The sequence below is a fragment of the Microcoleus sp. T3_B1 genome, assembly GCF_036700445.1.
Taxonomy (GTDB): Bacteria; Cyanobacteriota; Cyanobacteriia; order Cyanobacteriales; family Microcoleaceae; genus Microcoleus.
The window spans coordinates 21,921-42,196 of sequence record NZ_JAUBOX010000072.1; the positions used below are offsets into that span (position 1 = coordinate 21,921).

The 20,276-nt window shown below is 45.3% G+C and carries 11 protein-coding genes; 3 read left to right on the top strand and 8 right to left on the bottom strand.

The features are described from left to right. Nucleotides 1-288: 288 nt before the first annotated feature. Genes QT990_RS27690 through QT990_RS27705 form a run of 4 tightly spaced genes read right to left on the bottom strand, consistent with a single transcriptional unit; the run spans nt 289 to nt 5,233 of the window. Nucleotides 289-1,383, bottom strand: coding sequence for a hypothetical protein (locus QT990_RS27690; RefSeq protein ID WP_333466010.1), 1,095 nt, complete (start codon nt 1,381-1,383; stop codon nt 289-291). A gap of 8 nt (nt 1,384-1,391) precedes the next feature. After that, nucleotides 1,392-3,254: a CHAT domain-containing protein gene (locus tag QT990_RS27695; RefSeq protein ID WP_333466011.1), complete on the bottom strand. Its 1,863-nt coding sequence runs from the start codon at nt 3,252-3,254 to the stop codon at nt 1,392-1,394. A gap of 30 nt (nt 3,255-3,284) precedes the next feature. Continuing rightward, the gene (locus tag QT990_RS27700) at nt 3,285-4,460 is read right to left on the bottom strand and encodes a DUF1822 family protein (protein WP_333146936.1); all 1,176 of its coding nucleotides are present in this window, start codon (nt 4,458-4,460) and stop codon (nt 3,285-3,287) included. Continuing rightward, nucleotides 4,457-5,233: a sigma-70 family RNA polymerase sigma factor gene (locus tag QT990_RS27705; protein ID WP_333146934.1), complete on the bottom strand. Its 777-nt coding sequence runs from the start codon at nt 5,231-5,233 to the stop codon at nt 4,457-4,459. Before QT990_RS27705 ends, QT990_RS27700 begins: the two co-directional genes overlap by 4 nt. 1,084 nt (nt 5,234-6,317) lie before the next feature. On the opposite strand from QT990_RS27705, the gene QT990_RS27710 reads away from it, so the two are divergent. Further along, entirely contained in the window at nt 6,318-14,570 is an 8,253-nt protein-coding gene (locus tag QT990_RS27710; RefSeq protein ID WP_333466012.1) for a hypothetical protein, read from the top strand. A gap of 226 nt (nt 14,571-14,796) precedes the next feature. On the opposite strand, the gene QT990_RS27715 is transcribed toward QT990_RS27710, so the two are convergent. The 3 genes from QT990_RS27715 to tnpA all read right to left on the bottom strand — a co-directional run bounded on the left by QT990_RS27715 (nt 14,797) and on the right by tnpA (nt 17,369). Next, nucleotides 14,797-15,432, bottom strand: a complete 636-nt coding sequence (locus QT990_RS27715; protein ID WP_333466013.1) for a hypothetical protein — start codon at nt 15,430-15,432, stop codon at nt 14,797-14,799. Between the two features lie 459 nt (nt 15,433-15,891). Continuing rightward, nucleotides 15,892-16,470, bottom strand: a complete 579-nt coding sequence (locus tag QT990_RS27720; RefSeq protein ID WP_333466014.1) for a Uma2 family endonuclease — start codon at nt 16,468-16,470, stop codon at nt 15,892-15,894. Between the two features lie 467 nt (nt 16,471-16,937). Continuing rightward, nucleotides 16,938-17,369 carry an IS200/IS605 family transposase gene (tnpA, locus tag QT990_RS27725; protein WP_333146925.1) on the bottom strand — a complete coding sequence of 144 codons (432 nt, stop codon included), beginning with the start codon at nt 17,367-17,369 and terminating at the stop codon, nt 16,938-16,940. A 51-nt stretch (nt 17,370-17,420) separates the two neighbouring features. On the opposite strand from tnpA, the gene QT990_RS27730 reads away from it, so the two are divergent. Beyond that, the gene (locus QT990_RS27730; protein WP_333146924.1) at nt 17,421-18,572 is read left to right on the top strand and encodes a transposase; all 1,152 of its coding nucleotides are present in this window, start codon (nt 17,421-17,423) and stop codon (nt 18,570-18,572) included. Here the strand turns inward: QT990_RS27730 and QT990_RS27735 are convergent. Further along, nucleotides 18,566-18,772 (bottom strand): hypothetical protein, encoded by a 207-nt coding sequence (locus QT990_RS27735; protein ID WP_333146922.1) that lies wholly within the window; start codon nt 18,770-18,772, stop codon nt 18,566-18,568. The genes QT990_RS27730 and QT990_RS27735 overlap by 7 nt on opposite strands. 323 nt (nt 18,773-19,095) lie before the next feature. On the opposite strand from QT990_RS27735, the gene QT990_RS27740 reads away from it, so the two are divergent. After that, a complete protein-coding gene (locus QT990_RS27740) occupies nt 19,096-20,214 on the top strand; it encodes a hypothetical protein (protein ID WP_333466015.1) in 1,119 nt (372 codons plus the stop codon). Nucleotides 20,215-20,276: the final 62 nt, after the last annotated feature.

Consider the following 20,276-nt stretch of genomic DNA (forward strand, 5'->3'; position numbering starts at 1 on the left):
CGACGGATCGTAAAAACCCGCCCCCACCCCACCCAAATATTAATAATTAATTGAATTTAACCATATAAATTGATGTTGTTTGGGGTTAGTAGTTGGGTGGGGCGGGTTTATAAAGATTATTTCTGGGTGACAAAATCCCTCGCGAACCCGCCCCTACGAATTGATGTTGTTTGGGGTTATTAGTTGGGTGGGGCGGGTTTATAAACATTATTTTTGGGTGACAAAATTAGTCGCGAACCCGCCCCTACGAATTTTGGTTATTGCGAGCGTAGATTCATCAGCAATTTACTATTTCCTGTCTTCCCTCCTTTGCAAATCTCGCAATTGCTTATCTACCTTTTCCACCATCGGCAAATCTCCCAAAGTTGTATATCCATCTTTTGCCAATCGCAAATATTTCATAGCTTCCAGATTATTTCTCATCGCTGAATGAACTTGCCCCAATCCGTATCGAGCGGCTGTCAACTCCTCAATATCGTCAGGTTTCGCCGTATTAATCACCTTGGAATAGTAGACTTCAGCCTGGGGAACCAGTTGTAGCTTTTCCAGATACAAATCGCCCAACGTGCGATAAATGGGCGGTGTTTCCATGCCTGTTTCTTGTAAATTTTCTAAGATTTCTCTTGCTTCGGCTATCAAGTTGGTGTTAAGATAAACGCTAGAAATTGCTAATTTTTTTGCGTTTTCGTTAGGTACTTGTTTGTCGATCGCCCCAACCGCATCCTTAACAGCCTCAACTTGCTTCTCATCCAGCAAGCTAAACTCTGTATCTCCTTCTCCCACAGCACTTTCGGAAGAAGCGCCCGTATTCGCCTCGACAATCAATCGGTACCTAACACCCGGTTTCAGCGCTGGTTCCCCCGGATACACAGCCTCAGTACCGCTAACAGTCATTTCCCAGTTTAATTTCGCTCCATTTTCGCGGAGGCTCAACTTATAGCTAGTCGCACCAGCAACCGGATTCCACCGCAAAATTGGCTTGCTGTCGAGCAATTTCGTCCGCCGCGGACTGATTATATAAGGAATTGGCGCGCTATTCCAAGCAATTTTATCGTCGCCGCGATCGGGACATTTAATCAAGTCGGTGCTGCAATCAGATTTCGACTCTTCTTTGGCTAACAAACAGCTATTCAATTGATTTTCACCCGGTGCGATCGACTTAATTCCCAAATCTGCACATTGGATCGTCAGTTGGGCGTTTTGTGCTGTTCGCAATTTGTCTCCCGGATAAATCGGCGTACCGCTGGTAGGGCGGACAATTCGACCGTTTTGGCGATCGATCGCAACTTCCCCGCTACTATGGATAATCAGTCCGTTGGATATTCTGTTACTCGCTGCTAGTGCAGTAGTTGCGATCGAGCTTAAAGCTATAAAAACTGCCATCCTGATTTTCACTTGATATTTCCTTTTGCTTGTAAACGTTGCTGGGCAATCTGGATACATTCATCTTGTTTGGGTACGCGGTAATCAGAATATTTAAGCGCCTGATTCCAGGCTTCTAAGGCTGCTTGTGGCTTACCTTTGATTTCGAGAACCTGTGCTAAAAGGCATTGAGCTTCAGCGCTATCGCCTCTGAATCCTATTGCTATTCTTAAATCTGCTTCAGCAGCGTCATATTGCTTTTGTTTAAACCGCGCCCAGCCGCGATTTTTAAAACAAGCGGCTTTTACTCCGTCATATTCAGTATGTTCTAAACAGCGAGCAATAAATTTTAAAGCTTCTTGAGGTTGATTGTTGAGAATCAGCGATCGAGATAATTGAGAATTCGCCTCAGCAGAACCCCGCCGCGCTGCCTCCTTCATTAATTTTTGCGCGTATTCTTTTTCATTCAAATCCTCATACAACACAGCTAAGTTATAATGAGGTGTGGCATAATTTAAATTTAGTAAAGTTGCTAATCGGTAGCATTTTTCAGCGATCAATAGTTGACCCTGACGGTGGCTGGTTTTTCCTATTTCATTCACAACGCGGCCAAGTATCGGGCCCATTAACATATAACTGATAGCGGTAATGCCTAAACTTTTTGCCGCCCGCTGCATCCAATCAATTGGAAGAATTAATGATTGGTTATTGGGGCGATCGCCCGCCACATCATCTGCCGCTGAAATTAAAGATTTAGTTGCGCCACCTCCCGGTAACGTTAGTTCCTCAAAATTTGGATGCTGACATAGTACCGGAATCCCGCTAGCGCCCGGAAATCGAGATTCCCAGCGCAGCAAATCATCCTTAGCTTTTCGCACTGCCAAAAACAAAGGCTCTCCATCGGCTAAATATTTGAACAAAGACTTCACAAAATCGTGAGCAATTTGGTCGGGAATTGGTGCGCGCATCACAATTATCGACGGCAAAGGGTAGTTCTGGGCCACCAAGTCCGCCGCCAATCCCAAACTCGAACAGGAATTAAAGATTAGCAACTGCAAACCTTTGAAACTCGCTCGCTTTACACCTATTTTTAAATCCTCTACTTTGATAGTATTGTTGCCAGGATTTTGATTGATATGCAGCCGTCCGTTTGTAGCATTATCATCGCTATCGCTGTGTCCGGCAAAAAATAAAATTTGCCAGCCTTTTTCATCAAAAAGGCGATCGTTAAATTCTTCCGGTGTCGGGTTATCCAGCAATTCTAATTGACAGCGTTCGCCCAAACATTTTTCAATAATCCTTTTATCTTTTTTAACATCTATTCCCTTACTATTACCTAAAACACATAGAATTCTACCTCGCGAAGATAGATATGTTCCTCCTTTAGTTTCCTGTTGAGGAGGTATTGTATACTCTGACGGACTGCGGATGATTTCACTGTGGCGGTACTCTTCGCGAAAAATCCACGCATCCCAAGGCAACTCCGAAATCTGAGAATCATCGCACTCTAGAAATATTTGAACAACAGCTTCCGAGGGATTGCCGATTTGTGTCCTGAGATTTACCTCTATGTTGCTGTAAAAATGGTCAGTCTTCAGCCATGTTTGTATCTCTTTTTTTAAACCTTGATATATAGCATCAGGATTGCTTTCAGAAATGTGAGTTGTGCTTGCATAATTGACTTTAATTCGAGCAGCGCTTCTGCTAGATTGCAGTCCGGTACAAACAGCTTTCCATCTTCTGTGCAGCACCTCAACGTCTGGTGCTGGTGGCAAGCTTCCTTTGAATTGAATACTGATAGGTCTTGCTTGGTTTTTCAACTTCGCCGTGATGTGAGGAAATCCTTCTTGAAGATTTCCAGACCCTAAAGCCAATATGACAGTCCAGGTCATAACTTTGCTATGGTAACAGTAATCGCAAAATCATACCATAAAATTTTCTGTTATGCTCAAATCATCCAGCGCAAGTCGAATACTAAAACTTTCTTCGGGTTCCACGTAAAATTCCAGTGAAATACACTGATCTTGAACAGTCGATTCAACCTCATCTAAAACTTTTCCCGCATCGGATATTAACGACAGTTTAAGGTGACGAGGCAAATAACGATCGCCGATCGCCGGATGCAACTGGACGTGAACTCTGACAGTGCGATCGTCCTCTTCGGCAATAGCCACCAACAAAGCAACACTCGTCCTTCCCAAACGCATTCCCAAGTCAATCAACTTAGCCCGCGTCACATCAGCTTCGGGAAACCTGTTTATGCTGCTTTGACGCCTCTGCGAGGCAGATTCGACTCTCGAATTACCACCTCCTCGGAATACAAAACTTGGGTTATCGTCAGGAAAAATAAGGTGTTCTAAATTTTTTTTACCTTGCTCAATTTTCTGCCAACCTGTTTCTGCAACATTCTTAAACCAATGGCCTAAATTAGATTTAACCGGATTTTCTATTTTCACCGGGGAAGTATCCGGCTGTGGATCAAATATCGATTCAACCGACTCCCAATCGGATGTAAAAATATTCTCCAACCACTGACGCAGATTGACGTTAGATTCAGATAAATGTTCTAGAGATTCCGACAAATGTTCCAGGTGAATCAAGAAGTCATCCAGGGAATCTAAATCGCTCAATACTAATTCCCCCGTCTCAGCAGTCGGGGAAAATCCCAGCAATCTTGCTTCCTTTTCATCCCGATCAATTTCTACTACAATATAACCAATGCGTTCCTCCCTAGCTTCGATAGGAATATGGCACATTTCTGGGGAATTCACAGATGAATTTTTATTGCCATTTTCTCCCTTGTGGTCTGGGCTCCTAATTGGGCGACACTCAATTTTACCCAACCCTGTAATATACAAATCTGCCGTATCCTCAAACATCCTAATTACTGGATTCCAGCTATCGCATTGAGTCAAGTCAGTTTCAATATCCAAGATTGTTAAGTAATCCCGAACTGCGAGCAAAGCTAAAGTGTTGAGATAAATCTGTTCTACTCTTTGGGGGTGACGCTGTTCCGAAGCAAATTGCCATGCTAGACGAATTGCCTTTTGGGTAATTGGCATTGGGAATGATTGGTTTTCGATACTGTTATTGTTCATTTTTGTGTTACTCCTGGTAATATTAGTTGATATCCTTGGTCTTCGCAAAATTTTTGCAGCAGAGGGAGGCATTGAAGCTTGAGCAATTTATACAAAGTGCAAGGCGCACAGTTCAACTCTGCTGCTAGTTGTTCCATGCTTTGACCGGATGACCATTTACGCTGCAACAAAACTTGGCAAGTTATATCCGGTCTTCTGGGAAGGTGATTGCTTTTCAACACGCCAGTTGGATCGGTCTCAATCCATTCTAGAATCTCTTCCATATAGAAAGTTAGATCGGGAGTAGCAGGAATTTTTTCACTTGGCTTGAGACCGTCATCATCTTCATCATCTAAAGAAACCAGCCGTCGATCTGTTATATTTTGCTTTGCTTTCTGTTCGGCCAGACGACAATCTAACAGCCGCTTTTGGAGATAGGGATTTAACCAAGTCGTAATCAGGCTTTCTTCGGGATCGTAAGGTCGTTTTGCTGTGGTAGCTTCACATAAATTCCGAGACAGATAGATCCATGTCTTGTTAAGTGCCTCTTTGTAGTAAGGTGTGTGTTCTTTCCAGAGTTTGCCCGATTTGAGAATCTCTAGAATCAGTCGATGCAAGAAACGACCTCGCTGGGGACTGCCGGGGGGATGCTGGCAAGCTTTGGTGACGAGTTCGACGATTTGCTGGTGGGCGGGATCTCGATCGAACTTTTCCGATTTTACTGAGCACCCAACAGCATCGGATTCGTCAGATAAGTGGTCTTCCCCCTCGGAGGGGTTGGATTTATCAGTCATAGTTCAGTGCGGCCGCAACTTTGTTCCTACATTTACTTATCAGGGTAAGTTGGGGGAATTTATGCGAAATTCTGAAAGTTTTTTTGAGCAGATGGTTGAAAGTCGTGCTGTGCGGTGGATTGGGCCGTTGAATTAGATGTGAATTTTTGTTAACACGCATCAAAACCTGCATAAACCGGGTTTTTGCGATTTATGCAGGTTTGTAACGAAGTATTCTGCGAAAAACCCGGTTTCTGATCACCAGTGCGTAACATCGATCGCCCTTAAATCCGCAAAACAACCGTTGTTCCGTACTTTCACCCAGTGTTTACCAAACTCGACCAAAAAAACTTGAGAGTTTTGCATAAAACTACCGAGCTCACCCTGATAAGTAAATAGGAACAACAAAAAGGCTTTAGGGGCGATCGATCTTTGGCGCTAACAACCAGATCGATCGCGCAATCCGGCTATCTCGCAATCCCGAACTCCGCCAGGGGTTGAAACCCCTGCCTCAAAGCGAAAGTCGTCTGAAGACGACTGAAGAATTTACCAGTCCTCTTTGAGAGGACTTTGGCTATGAGGCGGGGAATTCATTCCCCGCCGGATTGTGGGGAAGCGCGTGATTCGATCGCCCTTAAATCCCGAAAACACCCGTTGTTCCGTACTTTCACCAGTGTTTGCAAAACTTTATCAAAAAAAACTTGAGAGTTTTGCATAAAACCACTGAGCTCACCCTGATAGATATACAGAAGGGAAATTACGAAGTTCATCGCACTTGTTGAGAGTTATTCAAAAGTGCGATCGCCCGTAACTTCCCGATCGAAATCCCAACCAACATCCCAACGGATATTGGAAAGGGCTTCTTCCGATGTTGGTTTAATCTATTTCCACGGTTGCATTTATTGAGTTCATTTGAACTGGTAATTGCGACAACAGAGTTGAAGTGCGATCGCACTTCGCGAGACTTCAGTTTGGGTAAATGACGGATATACGACAGCTAGAGAGTGCAGAAGTGCAGAAGTGCAGAAGTGCGATCGGGCTTGTCGATAGAGTCACTTTGTCAATTTTCAGAACACATTGTATCTACCACGCGAGGACAAGAATCATGGCTACTTCTAACAACTCTTTCAATTCCGCGATCGAAACTTCTTTGCAAGAGGTTTACAGCACTTTAAATAATTTTGCCAAGGGTGATGATTTTGTTGCCAAAGTTCAAAGTGTTTTCGGCACAAATTTTGATGCTGGTAAGCTAGAAGAAATCCGCCAGCAGTGGATTAATAGCGATTTTGCATCTTTGCCTGCGATCGAAATTCGCACTGGTTCTGAACTCCAAGGGGCTAATGCTGCTTATGCGGGTTCAAATAATACCATTTATGTTTCCGAAAACTTTTTGACCCAAAATGCTGACAATTTACAAGTAATTACCAGTGTTTTATTGGAAGAAATTGGTCATTCTGTAGATTGGAGTATTAACACTTCTGATACTCCTGGGGATGAAGGTGCCATTTTTTCCGCAACAGTTTTAGGTCAACATTTAGGTGCTTCTACTTTGGATGCCATTAAACAAGAGGATGATTCTAATCTTTTAACTCTCGACAATTCTAGTATTGTTGTTGAACAGTCAATAACAACAGGAACTTATTCCGATGGTATCGACTTCGGTCGTTATGCTTTTAAGGCTGAGACAGCAGACTATATAGAAAAGTTTTCTGGGATACAAATTGAAAATTCTTATCCGTATGATTCAAAGGATTCTTTGATTCTAAAGACAGGATACCCTGGCTTTGAGAAAACTTTTTTTGATGAAGGTAACTTGAAGGCTGGAATCAAGCTTGAAGGTGGCTCTTTTGGTGCAGGTTTTAAAGCAGAGGCAGAACTAAATTTAGGTGAAATAGATTTCGATCTTCCATTGCAAGCTATTTTGAGTGCAAGTGATTCTGGGAAGAAACTTCTGTTTGACTTCACCACGATATTTGATGCAAAGCTTAACTATACAATTCCTTCTGTCTCTGCATCTCTAGATGCTGTTTTTGACTACAATATTGGTTCGCTGAGTGCATTTGCGAGTATTGCGGGAGTAGGTATAGAACAAACAATTTTTGGTGGAGTATCTGATAATTTCTCACACAGAATGGTTACCCTAAACACTTTAGAAGATCCTGCATTAGAGGTTAATTTATTGCCAGGACAGGTTGATTTCCTAACTTCTTCAATTAGTCTTAATCAAAGACAACCCATTTCCTTGTTAGGAGGTTTGGCAAGTTTTAAATTCAGTCCGCTTCCTACTTTCAACTTAAGCTCAGAAAACTCATCAGAAGAAGACAAGTTTTCTGTCAAGATTAGTAATGAAAGCTCTCCTGATGAGTTGCTTAATCTCACTCTAAATTTGGATAAAGTTCTAGCACTAATACCCAAGTTAAAATTTCTAGCTCAAGACGTAAAAGCTGGACCCTTTGAAGTTGGATACAGGCTACTACCGATCGAGCTTACTGGTATAGTCAATAGAATTTACGAGCTTGAGTTAGGGATTAGAAATACTGAACCCAAAATAATTGACGGTGAATTTTTGGATGTCGCTACTTCCTACTCTGAACTTGATGAATTACTCGCAAAGGATTTAGACAATAACTCCCATATGGATGTTAAATTTGAACTTAATCCAGATGTTTTCTTCAGTCCAAACTTGGCGTTAGAACTAGAAACACAGTTGAATATAGATGTCGGTAGGTTTGAGGCAAAAGCAGACTTTAATAATTCTGGTTTCCAAAATCCCCTCCTGAAAAATGCCAGTTTCAGTGGGAATCTTATTGACATTACACTGCCTGATTTCTGGATTAATGGATCGAAGAAGGAGATTGATATTTACAAGTCGGATTTCAGCATACCTTTCAACGATCTTTACGCAAAGTTTAATGGTGGTGTAGCACCGGAATTTAACAAAATTTCTGTCCAGATCCCCTTTAATGCCATTTATCCGAATGTAGGAACGGCTGGCGACGACGTTTTAAGCTTACCTGAATCTGCTGGTGATGAAAATCTCTATGGTGAAGCAGGTAATGATGTCCTTTACGGCAATTCATACGCCAACAGAATCATGGGTGCTGAAGACAATGATTCTATTTATGGAGGGACTGGTAGTGACAGTCTTCATGGCGAACAAGGAGATGATATCTTACAAGGTGAAGCAGGCAATGATTTATTAAATGGAGGAATGGGCATAGATACAATCAGTTACGCTAATTCAGTTAGTGGCGTCATTGTCAACATTGATGAAGATAACGACTACCAACACCAACAAACTACAGGAATATTTGACATTGAACCTAATTTTGCAATTGGTTCAGGTAAAGCATTAGATGGCTTTGGTTCAGAAGATAGTATCGTTGGAGTTGAAAACATTTTTGGTTCTTCTTTGGACGATATTTTAATCGGCAATGCTTTAGATAATGCCATTGAAGCAGGTGCTGGCAACGATCTTATTGTTAGCAGTGCTGGTAACGATCGACTAGAAGGAGATGGAGGAATTGACACTGTAAGTTTCCGCCGCGATCCTAATGGTGTTTACGTGAGTCTGAAAGATGGTATTGCTACAGATGGATTGGGCGGACAAGATAATATTTCTGGTCTAGAAAATGTTGTCGGTTCTGGCTTTAGCGATCGAATCGAAGGTGATGATGGAGTTAACATAATTATCAGTGGCGGTGGCAATGATTTTGTTGATGGGTTAGCTGGAAATGACACCATTTATGCTGGCACAGGTAACGATGAGGTACATGGTGGTGAAAATTCAGACTTACTTTACGGCGAAACAGGCAACGACAAACTCTTCGGTGAAACTGGCAATGACCAACTCTTCGGCGAAGCAGGCAGCGACACCCTACAAGGAGATGAAGGCGAAGATATCCTCGATGGCGGCATCGATAGCGACCTCCTCTACGGCAACGCCGACAACGATATTCTCTACGGCCGCGAAGGCGATGACTTCATCGACGGTGGCACTGAAAACGACCAACTCTACGGCAACGAAGGCAACGACAAACTCTACGGCCAAACTGGCAACGACATCATCCAAGGCAACACCGGCGAAGACTACGCCGAAGGTGGCAGCGGCCGCGACTTCATCCAAGGCAACGAAGGCAACGACATCCTCTACGGACAAGACGGCAGCGACACGGTAGAAGGTAACGCCGACGACGATTTCATCGATGGTGGCAACGGCCAAGACTTGCTTTTCGGCAATACCGGAGATGATGTAATTTACGGACAAGTCGGCAACGATGTCATCCAAGGCAACGAAAACAATGACTGGCTGGAAGGTGGCGACGGCCAAGACATCATTGATGGCGGGGCCGACGACGATGATATTTACGGACAAGCTGGCGAAGACAACCTTTTCGGCAGTCAAGGCCAAGACTACATCGATGGCGGCGACGGCAAAGATACCCTGTTTGGCGGCTTCGATGACGACGTACTTCTAGGCCAAGCCGGCGATGACACTCTCAACGGCAACGCTGACAACGACGAATTATTTGGCGGTACTGGCAATGACTCGTTAATCGGAGAAATCGGCGATGATTTAATTGACGGCGGTGAAGGAGTCGATCTCGTTAATTACATCAATTCTCCCAGTGGCGTTATCGTTAATATTGACGAAAATAGCGACTACGACAACAACACCAACCAACGTTTCAAAGAATTCGTCACCGCAGTTAATCCCAGCGAATATTACACGGAACTCGAACGGGATTTTGAAATTGCTGCTGGTACTGGCAAAGACGGTTTTGGCACTACCGATGCTTTGAGAAACTTAGAAGACATCATCGGTACTCGCTTTGAAGACATCCTAATTGGCAACGAAAAAGATAACCGAATTTGGGCATTAGAAGGCAACGATTTATTAATTGGCAATGCCGGCAATGACTCATTTTACGGCGGAGAAGGTATCGACATTCTCAGCTACCGCCGCGACCCGAACGGCGTTACTGTCAATTTACAAACAGGCGATGCTACCGACGGTTGGGGAGACCAAGACAAAATTGCCGACATTGAAAACGTCGCCGGTTCTCGGCATGACGATAATATTACCGGCGACGATACCGTTAACGTTATCACTGGCGATGCTGGGAACGATCGCATTTACGGACTCGGTGGCGACGACAAACTCTACGGCGAATTCGGCAATGACCTAATCTACGGCGGCGAAGGCGGCGACAGCATCTACGGCAATCAAGACCGAGACACCCTATACGGTGAAGCCGGTCAAGACTACATCCGAGGTGGCGATGCCGACGACTTAGTTTACGCCGGTAGCGATGACGACACCGTTGCAGGAGACGCTGGCTACGGCAACGACACAATTTTTGGCGAAACAGGCAAAGACTTACTCTACGGTGGCGCTGGCGACGACTTTGTGTACGGCGGCGCAGACAAAGACACCATCTACGGCGAAGGCGAAAACGACAAACTCTACGGAGAAGGAGACACCGACCTAATCTACGGTGGCACCGGCGACGACGAACTCTCCGGCGGCGACGACCAAGACACCCTCATCGGCGAAGCCGGCAACGACACTCTCGCAGGCGATGCAGGCGACGACACCCTAGACGCCGGAACAGGCAACGACTATCTCTACGGCGGCACCGGCAAAGACACCCTAAATGCCGGCCTCGGCAACGACCAACTTTACGGCGGCGACGATGCCGACATCCTCCTAGGCAAAGAAGGCGACGACAACCTGTTTGGCGAAGCGGGCGACGACACCCTCGATGCAGCAGAAGGCAACGACAACCTCTACGGCGGCGACGGCAAAGACATTCTCGATGCTGGAATCGGCAACGACAAACTTTGGGGTGGTCAAGACGATGACACTTTATACGCCAAAGCCGGCGACGACAAACTGTTTGGCGAAGCGGGCAACGACAGCCTCAACGCAGCAGAAGGCAACGACAGTCTCTACGGTGGAGACGGCAAAGACATTCTTGATGCCGGAATTGACAACGACTATCTCTGGGGTGGTCAAGACGATGACACTTTATCAGCCCAAGCTGGCGATGACTACCTGTTTGGCGAAAACGGCAACGACAGCCTCGATGCAGCCGAAGGCAAGGATTCCCTTTACGGCGATAGTGGCAAAGACTTTCTCAATGCTGGCGCAGACAACGATTACCTCTGGGGTGGTCAAGACGACGATACTTTATCAGCCCAAGCTGGCGATGACTACCTGTTTGGCGAAAACGGCGATGACATCCTCGATGCAGCAGAAGGTAACGATTCCCTCTACGGTGGCGACGGCAAAGACATTCTCGATGCCGGAATTGACAACGACTATCTCTGGGGTGGTCAACACGATGACACTTTATCAGCCCAAGCTGGCGATGACAACTTGTTTGGGGAATCTGGCAACGACATCCTTGATGCAGCAGAAGGCAACGATTCCCTCTACGGTGGCGACGGCAAAGATACCCTGTTCGGCGAAGCTGGCAACGACTTATTAGAAGGCGGTTTCGGCGATGACTCACTCTTAGCAGGCGAAGGCAACGATACCCTTCTCGGTCAAGCTGACAACGACACTCTGTACGGCTTCAGTGGCGATGACATCCTCGAAGGCAACTCAGGAACAGACCGACTTTTTGGGGAACTCGGCAACGATACTCTCAATGGCGGTACTGAAAACGATACCCTCGAAGGCGGCGAGGGTAACGACATTCTCGACGGTGGTGATAATAACGACAGTCTGTTCGGACAAGTCGGTGATGATACTGTTATCGGCAACCGTGGCGATGACATTGTTGACGGCGGTTCTGGCAATGATTTGCTTCAGGGTAATCAAGGGCGCGATCGAATTTACGGTCAATCCGGCCTCGACACCCTCCTCGGTGGCGACGATAGCGACACTCTTTGGGGAGGGGATGACAGCGACAACTTGCTGGGAGAATCCGGCAGCGATACCCTGTTCGGCGGTTTCGGCAACGACCAACTCGACGGTGGCGAAAATAATGACAGCCTCTACGGGGAAGGTGGCGATGATACCTTAGCTGGCGGAACAGAGGACGATTTCGTAGATGGCGGCACCGAAAACGATACTCTCTCCGGCAATGACGGCAGTGACAAATTATACGGCCGCCAAGGCAACGACTTCTTAGAAGGCAATGCCGATAACGACCAATTGTGGGGTGGCGATAACGAGGATACGCTGTTAGGACAAACCGGAGATGACATTCTGCGGGGTGAATCGGGCAATGACAGCCTTGATGGTGGCGAAGGGGCCGATCGACTTTTCGGTCAAATCGGCAAAGATACCCTCTCCGGTAACATTGGCGACGACTACTTAGAAGGTGGCGCAGACGATGATAGCTTAACTGGAGGCGAAGGAGTCGATCGCATTTACGGAAATGACGGCAACGACATCGCCGACGGCAACAGCGGCGACGACTACATCGACGGCGGCGCTAACAACGATACTTTAGCAGGGGGAGAAGGGCGCGATCGAATTTTAGGTCAAGCCGGCAACGACAGCCTCGAAGGTAACGACGACAACGACTTCCTCGATGCCGGAACCGGAAATGACACCCTGTGGGGCAACGACGGCGACGACGAACTCTACGGCCGAGAAGACCAAGATTTCATTGATGGCGGCCGCGGCAGCGACCAAATCTACGGCGGAGATGCAGCCGACACCCTCCTCGGACAAACCGGAGAGGATAACATCGACGGTGGTTCCGGCGCAGACTCGATTCTCGGCGGCGATGGCAACGACAACATTTGGGCAAAAGCCGGCAACGACTTCATCAACGCCAACGCCGGCAACGACAACATTTGGGGCGACGAAGACGACGACCTGATTTTTGGAGAAGCAGGCGAAGACAACATTGACGGCGGTTCCGGCTACGACAGCATAGACGGCGGCGCGGGCAACGACCAACTGTTCGGCGGTACGGGCAACGACCAATTATTAGGAGGTGCCGGCAACGACAAAATTGACGGCAGTATCGACGACGACAAACTCTTCGGAGGTGCCGGCAACGACTTGATGTTTGGCAGTCAAGGGCAAGACACGATGTTAGGCGAAGTCGGGGAAGACACCCTCTACGGTGGCGATGAAACCGACATGATGGACGGCGGCGCGAGTAACGACTTGGTTGTCGGCGACTCCGGCGACGACACTCTGACTGGCGATTCCGGCGACGACACCCTCGCCGGCGGCAGCGGCAACGACTTGATGGGAGGAGGCAACGGCGATGACTTGATGTTCGGTGAATGCGAAGACGACACCATGCTGGGAGGTGCCGGTAAGGACACCCTTGACGGCGGTTGTGGCAACGACTTGCTAACCGGGGAAGCCGGCAGCGACAACCTCTTGGGTAACGAAGGCGATGACAGTCTCGATGGCGGCAGCAGCAATGACACCCTCGATGGCGGTAATGGCAACGACTTCTTAAATGGTGACAGCGGCAACGACAGCCTTAACGGTAACGATGGCGATGACAGTCTCTACGGCGGCGAAGGTAACAACGTGCTCAAGGGCGGAAATGGTCAAGATTCGCTGATTGGAGGCAGCAGTTCCGACATATTTGTGCTAGCACCAAGTTCGGGACTCGATCATGTATTCTACTTCCAGGGCGATCGCGATTATTTTGGACTAACACAAGACCTCACTTTTGACCAATTGCAAATCGTTCAAGGCGGTGAAAATTATACTAACGATGCCTTGATTAGCATCGCAGGCACCGGCGAACATTTAGCTTGGGTGAAAGATACTCAATTTAGTGCGATCGACAGTTCTCGCTTTATTTCCATCACCCCCGGAGCCCCGCTGCCTGGAGTTTTCAATACTCCTTCGCCTGTCGATTCTTTAACTGGCGAACCTGTTGATAGTGAGGATGATGAGTTGATTGATAACAGTTCTACCGCTGGCTTATCAAACACAACTGCAACAGTAATGAGTCAGCCAAACAGCACGACTACTGCATCAATTAGTCCGCCAAATACCACGACTACTGCACCAGAAACTATCACCTTGCCACCATTAACAACAGCGACTAATCCAGATAATTTGACTGTAACTTCTGCCAATACTATCCCCGACGATATCTTGTTGAATGGCGGTGCAATTCCCACCATGATGACCTTTATCGAAACCGATGATGACATCCTCATCTACGACACTAACAGCTTGTTGGGTTCTCTAACCAGCGCTCAAACTCAGCCAATTATTCCTTTGAACGGCACGATCGCTAGTAGTGCGATTTCCCCAATTGCTAATAATTCTGCCAATGACAAAAGCCTCTTAATTACTCCGGCTGCAAGTCCCAGCAATCCACTAGCAAATAGCGATTTGACTGGCATTTCGACCTTGTAGTAATTGTAGGTTTGGTTGAGGGCGATCGAATAGATAAAACCCCGGTTTCTTGAAGAAACCGGGGTTTTTAGAAAGGGTATTAATTAAGGAAAGGAACGCGAAAACCTGTTGTTGGCTGTTACCACTTCTGGGCGACCGCTTGAATCAACCCCAGATACTGAGCAGGTAACTCTTCTGCCAGGTACAAGACCGACTCGAACTCCTAGTAGCGACGCTCCATTCATTTTTACTTGAGTTTGCGGTCGATATCTTGAGCACATTTACTTCCCTCTTTACAGAATGTAATTGTTGTACTACCGTACCTTTGATTCTGAGTATTGAGATAATACATAGTCCCATCGAACTGAGTGGGAGAATCTCCGCTGATGGTCGCTGGAATTGCACCTTCAATATAGGCAATGCGAGGGTTGGGATCAGCAGTGTTCAAGGAGACCATAATCTTTCTGCTATCTGGAAGAACTGCGGCATTAATGCTACGCCAGCCAACATTTGTTTTTATTACTTGGGACTGAGAATCGATGCATCCTCGCCGCGTGGCGTTGTTTATACTAAACTCATTCGAGGCTGCTGCCTGAGAAATATCTGCTGTACCCAGAATCGATATACAGTTCAAATTATCGTACTGCAGTGGTACACCGCTGGTTTTTGTTTCGTAAAACCACTGGCCCTGGATGGACAGAGACTTTGGGATGGAGGCTTTCTTGATGAGAACATATTGTGTTCCCCCAACCGAAAAACCTTCATATCCTTGCTGCACAGCAACAGCACCGAGCAAAGCACCAGCAGCGAAGGCTGCAAGTAACTGCCAATGGTTTTTTGCCCACTCAGTAACAAGAGTTCTTGGAGAAGGTTCCGTTTCCATATTATCTAAAGAGACTCACAAACATAGTTGTCACACATCGACTGTCTACTTGCGATTAGCATCGTTGACATGGGGTATTATCCGGTACGGCATTTGTCATTGAGCCATCCGCATAACTTATAATTGTCCCGCAGTTACAGTACAATACTCTTCCCGATCTACCTATCCGGAACCTCTGCGGTTTAACTTTGAACAATCTGAACACCTTCTGCTCAACCTTAACTCAAAGAGTAAACCACCCCGATCGCCCTGCCGATGAGAAAAAGTGACACGATTTTGTAAACTTACGTAAATTACCTCTATCGATTTAAGCTTTGAGATTTGAGATTTTGGAATTAACCTCACCGATCGCCAAATCCTCACATAATTTCATCAAAAATTACCTCCTCTGAAAAATCTTATTGCTCGAATGGCTCTACCAGAATTGCCTCTAAAATATAACGTGTAAGGATCGTATATTTAGGGCTGTCGATCGAAAATAATTTCCTCATATAATTGCTCGATCGGCAAACTTAGATTTATACTTTGAAACTCAACCCGTTCGCCCTCACGATAGCTCAAAATCACCCACTCACCAGCATCATTTTTATGATAAATATCGATCGCCACCTCATCAGAACTTGCTAATACATAATCGATAAGATTGGGGTTGCGGCGATATTTTTCAAACTTCTTCCCTCGATCGTAAGCTTCGGTGCTATCCGATAAAACCTCCACAATTAAGCAGGGATAAGTAATATAGATAGCATTTTCTCGATCTCGATTATCGCAAGTAACACTCACATCTGGATACGTATAGTTAGGAGTATTAAGAATGTTAACCTTTAAGTCTGAGTTAAAAACATTACAATTACTTCCCCGCAGATGATATCTAATCGATAACAAGAAATTTATAGCAATCGCACTATGATTTTGGGTGCCACCACTCATTGCATAAACCCGACCATCGATCAGTTCGTGTTTTTCTAGCTGCTTTTCTTCCCAACTAAAATACTCTTCTGGTGTAAAGTGCCGATCGTTATCTCGTGCTGCTATCATCACAATACTCCATTAATCAAAAGTTAATAATACCAACTCACAACTCGATAAAAAGTGACACTATCTGGTAAACTTACGTAAGTTACCTCGATCGATTTGAGCTTGGAGATGTGAGATTTACGCTCCTCTTTCATTTTCCTAGCAATTGTCGAACTTGCGCCAAGCCAACATCGCCTGGAATGGATTGGACTGTGCCACTATCAATCTCGGCAATGCGGTCTTGAGCTTTCTGTACGCCCTAGTTCAAAACATCTCGATCTGTTCTGTCATGCTTTCTAGGATCTTGTCGAGGAGGATAGCCTTGGCGGTATCGGGTAGGGCAGTTGCTTCGGAAATAAGCTGGTCTAGGGTTAGCATTGGATGATTTTGCTCCGAGGAAACGATCTGAATTCTAAATCGTCTAGATTAGCGTGAGACATAAAGCACCATCCATCACCCACGTGTTTTAGAACAAACGGACTTTTATTTTACCGAAAAACTGGGTCTAAAGCCCCTTCTTCAGTGGCCGGCTTTTCTTGATTTCTAATATACTCCTTTAAGACTTCTAAAGGCGCACCCCCTACAGAAACAGCAAAATAGCTAGGACTCCACAATGCCTCTTTATGAGGTTTTTTGTGTCCAGCTTGTCCGTACCTGCGACTAGAAACACCCTTTAATGCGTTCACGATTTGAGAAATTGAAAGTTTAGGTGGATATTCAATCAGCGCGTGAATGTGATTGTCTTCACCATTAAACTCAAGCACTTGAAAATTCATTTTTTCGGCAACCTCTCGAAATGTTTTTTCAATCAAATCAAGACTTTCTCCCGTAAATACAGACCGACGGTACTTTGTCACGCAGACCAAGTGTATTTTAAGTTCTGTAACAGAATGGCGTTCCTTGCGGTAAATAGTTGTCATAGCCTGTAAACCAATATATAATCGAGTAACAGACCAATTCTAGCACAAGTCATGAAAGCAAGATTTCGCTACAGATTTTACCCGACCGACCAACAACAGCAGAGTCTAGCTCGGTTGTTTGGCTGCGTTCGCGTAGTCTGGAACGACGCTCTTGCCCTCTGCAAGCAATCTGAAAAAAAGCCAAAATCAGCAGAACTTCAAAAAACAGTAATCACTCAGGCAAAAAAGACTGAAGAAAGGGCATGGTTGGGGGAAGTCTCGGCAATTCCTCTACAACAGTCGATCTCGGACTTGGAAACAGCATTTAAGCACTTTTTTGAGTCCTGTAAAGGAAACAGAAAGGGTCGTAGGGCTGGCTATCCAAAGTTCAAGAAACGCACAAATAGTCAATCAGCAAGATTGACGCGCAATGGTTTTTCAATCAAAGGAAATGGGGTTTATTTGGCTAAAATTGGCATTGTCGAGCCGATTTGGTCGAGGCAATTGCCGTCAGAACCCAGTTCTGTAACCGTAATCAAAGATTGCGCTAACCGCTATTTCCTCAGCTTTGTTGTAGAGGTTAATTCCAAGATTGTCGAAGCCAAAAACCACAGCATCGGCATCGATCTGGGCATTAAAACCTTTGCAGTAATGAGCAACGGTGAAACAGCCGAAAGTCCAAACTACAAACAGTTAGACCGAAAGATTCGCAAACTACAGCGCAAGCTGTCACGGCAACCCAAAGACTCTAAACGCCGAAATAAGACTCGGATTCAGATAGCCAAATTGCACAACCAAATTGCAGATACCCGTAAAGACTTCTTGCACAAACTGTCAACCAAAATAGTTAACGAAAACCAAGTAATTGTTTTGGAAGATTTGAACGTGTCTGGCATGGTCAAAAACCGCAAGCTCTCAAGAGTGATTAGCCAGCAAGGATGGTATGAGTTTAGGGTGTTGTGTGAGGCTAAATCTGAAAAGCTAGCTAGGGAATTCATGGTAATTAGTCGCTCTTCGCCAACCAGTCAAGTGTGTTCGGAATGCGGGTTTAAATGGGGCAAAATAGACCTCTCTATGCGCTCGCTAGTGTGCCTTAATTGTGGCACTCAGCAAGATAGAGATTTGAACGCTGCGAGAAATATACAAAAAGTCGGGATAGGGCATTGCCACGACTCTAAATGTACGCAGAGAGAAGGTAAGACCACTTGTGGCACATCTCAATGAAGCGTAAAGAATCCCCGCGCGTTTACGCCGGGGAGTATGTCAAACCAATCCATCACGCCACCAAGAGAAGCTGCTACGTTGTAACCAATGCGAATTCCAAATAACCGAGCATTTGGATGTCTTTCATTGACACTATTTGATGCGTGCAAGCCATTTTTGTCAATTTCGTAATCACCAGTCTCAATATCGATGATTACCATCTTACCAATATTTTCTCATGAGTGCCCAGAAACCGAGTTTTTTGCGAATAGTGGTAGGGTGCGTCAGTTGCGAAATTATGAATCATCACCAAAAATATAATTCTGACGCACCTTGAGTTTTGTGTGGTGCGTCAGCTATTAGATTTTTAGTTTAAACCGAAAATAATCATAGCTGACACACCCTACTAATAACTTTTGTGGAACGGACATCTTGCCCGTCTCTGAAAAATGTAAAATGTTGTTACAAGTAACTTGACACCAGTGACTAGATCCATTTCCCACTGACTATAATTGGAAAAAAATCATTTCTTAGGGGAAATTCCATGCAGAAACTAACTCGAATTTTATTCACTACAGCTTTAACCCTAAGTATTTTGTGTTCTCCCACAGCAGCTTTCGCCAAAGCAAAAATTCAGATAGCCATCCTTTTAGATTCTAGTAATAGCATGGATGGACTGATTGACCAGACTCGTACTCAACTTTGGCAAATTGTTAATTTTTTAACTAAAGTAACCAAAGATGGCGAAGTGCCAGAGTTAGAAGTTGCTCTCTACCATTATGGTAATGACAGCTTACCTTCTGAGGAAGGTTTTGTGAGATTATTAACTGGGTTTACTCCTGAATTAGATTTAGTTTCCGAAAAGCTATTTAGTATCAAAACCAACGGCGGTCAAGAATATGCTGGCTGGGTAATTCGTTCGGCAATGCAAGAATTAAACTGGAGTAAAAATCAGGAAGATTTTCGCGTGATTTTTATTGCGGGAAATGAACCATTCGATCAAGGCCCAATAGTTTGGAATCAATCTGTCAATCTCGCTGTCAAAGGAGATACCCTCGTTAATACAATCTACTGTGGTTCAGCAGAAAGTCAGGAGAGACAACTTTGGGTATCAGGAGCAGATTTAGCAAAAGGCAGTAGCTTCAACATTAATCAAAACCAACAAATTGTGGTAATTAAGTCTCCTTACGACGACGAAATTTCTACTTGGAATACTAAACTTAATCAAACCTACATTCCCTACGGTAGAGAAGGAAGAATCGGACAACAACGTCAGGCTGTTGAAGATAGTAATTCTGGCACAAGTTTTGCTTCGCGTAGTGCGTCCAAAGCTTCTGAATACTATGATAATGCTTCTTGGGACTTGCTGGATGCCCTCGAAAACGGAACAGTTAAACTAGAAGCAATATCAGATGATAGTTTACCAGAAATCATGCGAGGGATGACGCTAACAGAAAAAAGAGCATATGTAGCTGGAAAGAAAACCGAAAGAGAAGCGATTAAAAAGACGATCCGCGACTTATCTCAAAAGCGTACATCATATATTGAACAACAGCGCAAATCTAGTACCAATAGTGGTGAAAATACTCTCGATCGCGTAATGATTCAGAGTCTCCGCCAGCAATTAGCCGCTAAAGGATTCAAGCTTAGGAATGAGAATTAAATAACTTCCACAAGTTTGTGGGATGGGCGTCCCGCCCGTCCAAAAAGGACGGGCGGGACGCC

Excerpts from the sequence above, each read along its gene's own strand:
- QT990_RS27690 (WP_333466010.1), bottom strand. The coding sequence starts at position 1,383 with ATGGCAGTTTTTATAGCTTTAAGCTCGATCGCAACTACTGCACTAGCA.
- QT990_RS27695 (WP_333466011.1), bottom strand. The coding sequence starts at position 3,254 with ATGACCTGGACTGTCATATTGGCTTTAGGGTCTGGAAATCTTCAAGAA.
- QT990_RS27700 (WP_333146936.1), bottom strand. The coding sequence starts at position 4,460 with ATGAACAATAACAGTATCGAAAACCAATCATTCCCAATGCCAATTACC.
- QT990_RS27705 (WP_333146934.1), bottom strand. The coding sequence starts at position 5,233 with ATGACTGATAAATCCAACCCCTCCGAGGGGGAAGACCACTTATCTGAC.
- QT990_RS27710 (WP_333466012.1), top strand. The coding sequence starts at position 6,318 with ATGGCTACTTCTAACAACTCTTTCAATTCCGCGATCGAAACTTCTTTG.
- QT990_RS27715 (WP_333466013.1), bottom strand. The coding sequence starts at position 15,432 with ATGGAAACGGAACCTTCTCCAAGAACTCTTGTTACTGAGTGGGCAAAA.
- QT990_RS27720 (WP_333466014.1), bottom strand. The coding sequence starts at position 16,470 with ATGATAGCAGCACGAGATAACGATCGGCACTTTACACCAGAAGAGTAT.
- tnpA (WP_333146925.1), bottom strand. The coding sequence starts at position 17,369 with ATGACAACTATTTACCGCAAGGAACGCCATTCTGTTACAGAACTTAAA.
- QT990_RS27730 (WP_333146924.1), top strand. The coding sequence starts at position 17,421 with ATGAAAGCAAGATTTCGCTACAGATTTTACCCGACCGACCAACAACAG.
- QT990_RS27735 (WP_333146922.1), bottom strand. The coding sequence starts at position 18,772 with ATGGTAATCATCGATATTGAGACTGGTGATTACGAAATTGACAAAAAT.
- QT990_RS27740 (WP_333466015.1), top strand. The coding sequence starts at position 19,096 with ATGCAGAAACTAACTCGAATTTTATTCACTACAGCTTTAACCCTAAGT.